The following is a 4,019-nucleotide window of genomic DNA, read 5'->3' on the forward strand; positions in this document are numbered from 1 at the left end:
GAGCCCGGAGAGGATGGGGCCGATCGCGGCGCGGACGAACTTCACCCGGGCGACGAGCAGGCCGAGCGGGGTGCCGATGGCCAGGGCCAGCAGGAAGCCGAGCAGGCCGCGGGAGACGCTGGTCCAGATGACCTCCAGCAGCGTGCCCTTGACCCACATGTCGGACAGGCTGTCCCACACCGCGGACAGCGCGGGCAGCTTGGTCTCCTCGGTGACCTCGGTCGCCACCAGGACCTGCCAGACGATGAGCACGAGGCTCACGGCCAGGACCGGCGGGAAGACCTTCTTCAGGAGGATCTCGCGGACCGGGGTGCGGTGGGTGTGGACCGCGTCGAGGGCGTCGAGGCCCGCCTCCAGGCCGGCCAGGTCGTCGCTCTTGCCCGTGGCCTTCGAGGTGGTGTCAGTGCTGGCCATGGCGGCGGATCTCCCCACGCAGGTGTTCAGTGATCTCGAGGGACAGTTCCGCGACGTCCGCGTCCTCGATGCGGCGCGGCTGCGGGATGTCCACGGTCCATTCCTTCGCGACCCGGCCGGGCCGGGAGGAGAGCAGGACCACGCGCTGGGCGAGGCGGACGGCCTCGCGCACGTTGTGGGTGACGAACAGGACGGACAGGTTCGTCTCGTCCCAGATACGGGTGAGCTCGCCGTGCAGCACGTCCCGGGTGATGGCGTCGAGCGCCGCGAACGGCTCGTCCATCAGCAGCAACTGGCTGTCCTGGGCGAGCGCCCGGGCCAGGGCCACGCGCTGGCGCATACCGCCGGACAGCTCGTGCACGCGCTTGCCGTACGAGCCGCCGAGCCGGACCAGCTCCAGCAGCCGCTCGGCCTCCGGGCGGCGGTCGGCCTTGGCCACCCCGCGCAGGCGCAGGGCGAGTTCGATGTTCTTGCCCGCGGTCAGCCACGGGAAGAGGGCGTGCTCCTGGAACATCAGCGCCGGACGGCCGCCGGGGGTCTCGATGGACCCCGCGGACGGCTTGTCCAGACCCGCGACCAGGTTCAGCAGCGTGGACTTTCCACACCCCGAGGCGCCCAGGATGGTGACGAACTCGCCGGGAGCGACATCGAGGCTGATGTCGTCCAGGACGAGCTGCGATCCGGCCGGGCCGGAGAAGGACTTCGATACGTGCTCGATGCGGGCGGCGTGCGAACGCTCCGCGACGGAGCCCTCGGCAGCCTCGGCGAACGTGGTGGCCATGGTCGTCACCTCCTGGGATTGCTGGATTACGGGGTTACTTGGCGCCGAGGCCGGCGTCGGAGACCTCGGGCTTGCCGGCGGCCTTGAGGACCTTGTTCAGGAGCGTGAGGTCGTAGATGCCGGCGAGGTCGGGCTGCTCGATGAGCTTGGCCTTGACGGCCCACTCGGACTGGGTCTTGAGGGTGGAGGCCAGCGGGTCGTCGGTGATGGCGATGCTGGGCCACGCCGGGTCGAGGACCTTCGCGTCGAGGGCCTTGCCGCTGTCCGCCTCGAGCTTCGCGTTCGCGGAGGCCTTGGCCTTGTCCGGGTTGGCGTTGATCCACTCGTTGGTCTTCACGGTGCCCTTGAGGACGGCCTCGACGACGTCGGGGTGCTCCTTGAGGAACTTCTGCGACACGATGATGTTCGTGATGACGAACTTCTTGTCGGGCCACAGGGCGGTCTCGTCGAGGAGGACGGAGCCGCCGTCGGATACGAGCTTGGAGGCTGTGGGCTCGGGTACCCAGGCGCCGTCGATGGAGCCCTGCTTGAAGGCGTCGGGGGTGACCTTGTTGTCGGTGCGGACGACGGAGACGTCGCCCTTGCCGGACTCGGGGTCGACCGTCCAGCCCTTCTCGGAGATCCAGTTGAGGAAGGCGACGTCCTGGGTGTTCCCCTTCTGCGGGGTGGCGATCTTCTTGCCCTTGAGGTCGTCGAGGGTCTTGATCCTGTCCGGGTTCACGACGAGCTTGACGCCGCCGGAGGCGGAGCCGGAGATGATGCGCAGGTTGGGGCCCTTGGACTTGACGTAGCCGTTGATCGAGGGCGAGGGGCCGATGAAGCCGATGTCGAGAGAGCCGCCGTTGAGGGCTTCGATCTCGGACGGGCCGGCGTTGAAGGACTGCGGCTTGACCTTGGTGCCGTTCAGTTCCTTCTCGATCAGGCCCTCCTGGAGGCCGACCAGCGCGGTGGCGTGCGTCAGGTTCGGGAAGTAGCCGATACGGACCTCGGAGGCCGACAGCTTCTTGTCGCCGGTGGCCGCGACCTGGGCCTTGTCGTCGTCCTTCTTCGCCTCGGAACCGTAGCCGCAGGCGGTGAGCAGCAGGGGAAGCGCGGCTGTGACGGCGATGGCGCGCAGGAGGGGGAGCGGTCTTGCGGCAGACACGGGGGTGTCCTTTCACGGGATGGTGTGCAGGTTCGGGGCGATACGGAGATGGAGCGGCGCGGAGCCGCCGGCGTACGGGACATCGGCTCCCGGCCGTCGGCGAGGTGAAGGCACGGAGGTTTCGGACGCCCGCGCTCGAAGGCGCGCGCTCGAAGGCGCGCGCTCGAAGGCGCGCGGTCGGTGAGGTCGGCCGAAGGGGCCCGCCCGGCCGGCGGAGAGCGCACCGGAACGGTGGCTCGTGGCTCGTCGCTCATGGCGCTCTGCGCGGAGACGGGGCCCGGTGAAGGGTGTCAGCCGGGCTGACAGATGGCGCTGGAGGTACGGACCAGGTCGATGTGGCGACGGGAGGTCAGAGGCAGCGTCCGGCCTGCGTGGTGCACGGTTCGCACGGTCGCTCCCTCCCTCATTCCTAGTTTTCCCACCTGGTTGGTAGGCATCTTGGCAGAGGTCGGCACCCGCCCCAAGAGGGTGACCGCATGTTGGACTCTATGTTCTCGTTATTTGAGAACGCGCAGGTGGGGCAGGGTCTGCACTGGCGGCAGGAGGTCAGGGATTGGTCCAGGCCCCGGGGGTTTCGGCCAGCGCCGATACGACGGGGGGCAGCTCGGACGACGCGACGTCGGCGAGGGACACGCCGTCGAGGATCTCGCGCACGTTGGCCCGCAGGGCGATCCACAGGGGGAGCAGGGACTCGGCGGGGCCGGTGTAGGACAGGTCCGGTGGGCGTACCCCGCGCACCGAGACGAGCGGTCCGTCCACGACGCGGATCACATCCGCGATGCTGATGGACCCGGCGGGCTTGGCCAGCCGGTAGCCGCCGTTGCCGCCGCGTTGGCTGAGGACGAGCCCGCCTCGGCGCATGTCGTTGAGGATGCCCTCGAGGAACTTGTGCGGGATGTCCTGGGCATCGGCGATGGCTTCGGCCTTCACCGGCCCGTCATCCTGTGACGCGGCGAGCTGCAGCGCGGCCCGTACCGCATAGTCCGCCCTGGCTGAGATCCGCATAGGGCCATTATCGGGCATGGACCGGGCCGGTGTCGGCCGAGGCCCCGCGGGTCAGTGGAAGGCCGCTGCCACCGGGTGGTGGGAGCCGTTGAGGTAGTGCTCGCCGATGGAGCGCAGGCGGTGTGCGACCGGGCGGTGGGCCGTCAGGACCCGGGCGTTGCGCCAGAACCGGTCCAGGCCGGGCGCGTCGGCGAGCTCCAGCACCCGGGCGGTGATGTGCAGGGCTGCCCTCGACATCACGGTCTCGGCCGTGGCGACCAGGGCGGCGACGCCCGCCGGTACCTCGGCATCGAGCTGCGCACCCGTGGCGAGGGCCTGTGCCATGACCTCCGTCGCCCGGTCGACCACGGCGGTGGCCGTCTGGGCGGCGGAGGCGAGTTCCCCGTAGGTCAGGAAGAGGTCCGGGTCCTCACCGGGCAGCCGGTGGGCGCGGCCGCCCCTGCTGAGATCGCGGGCTTCGGTGAGGGCGCCCTCGGCGATGCCGAGGCCGACGTGGCACAGGGCGAGCCGCAGCGCCGGCTCGGCGAGCGCGGTGAACGGCGCCGTCGACTCCTCGTCGTGCGGGCGGCGGCCCAGTACCCCGCGGTGATTCCGGCCCGACCATTCAGGCCGGGACCAACCGCCGTTCCCGCGGCGAAACATTGCCCGCCAACAGGGCAGAACCCAGGCCTACGG

5 protein-coding genes and 1 pseudogene are annotated in these 4,019 nt (G+C 70.1%); all 6 read right to left on the reverse strand.

Annotated features, from left to right (window positions below; translation table 11 throughout):
* Positions 1-414: pseudogene (locus ACFWVD_RS28010) on the reverse strand (hypothetical protein); the annotation flags it as partial.
* On the reverse strand, positions 401-1,195 hold the full coding sequence (locus ACFWVD_RS28015; protein ID WP_030386016.1) for an ABC transporter ATP-binding protein: 795 nt from the start codon (positions 1,193-1,195) through the stop codon (positions 401-403). The gene ACFWVD_RS28015 and the pseudogene ACFWVD_RS28010, both read right to left, overlap by 14 nt.
* A gap of 34 nt (positions 1,196-1,229) precedes the next feature.
* The gene (locus ACFWVD_RS28020; protein ID WP_379247832.1) at positions 1,230-2,339 is read right to left on the reverse strand and encodes an aliphatic sulfonate ABC transporter substrate-binding protein; all 1,110 of its coding nucleotides are present in this window, start codon (positions 2,337-2,339) and stop codon (positions 1,230-1,232) included.
* A 290-nt stretch (positions 2,340-2,629) separates the two neighbouring features.
* The gene (locus ACFWVD_RS28025) at positions 2,630-2,776 is read right to left on the reverse strand and encodes a putative leader peptide (RefSeq protein WP_379247834.1); all 147 of its coding nucleotides are present in this window, start codon (positions 2,774-2,776) and stop codon (positions 2,630-2,632) included.
* Between the two features lie 109 nt (positions 2,777-2,885).
* Positions 2,886-3,344, reverse strand: a complete 459-nt coding sequence (locus ACFWVD_RS28030; RefSeq protein ID WP_030390951.1) for an Rrf2 family transcriptional regulator — start codon at positions 3,342-3,344, stop codon at positions 2,886-2,888.
* Between the two features lie 51 nt (positions 3,345-3,395).
* On the reverse strand, positions 3,396-3,986 hold the full coding sequence (locus ACFWVD_RS28035) for a hypothetical protein (RefSeq protein ID WP_379247836.1): 591 nt from the start codon (positions 3,984-3,986) through the stop codon (positions 3,396-3,398).
* Positions 3,987-4,019: the final 33 nt, after the last annotated feature.

Origin of the sequence: Nocardia sp. NPDC058666, from assembly GCF_042714895.1 — a bacterium.
GTDB lineage: Bacteria > Actinomycetota > Actinomycetes > Mycobacteriales > Mycobacteriaceae > Nocardia.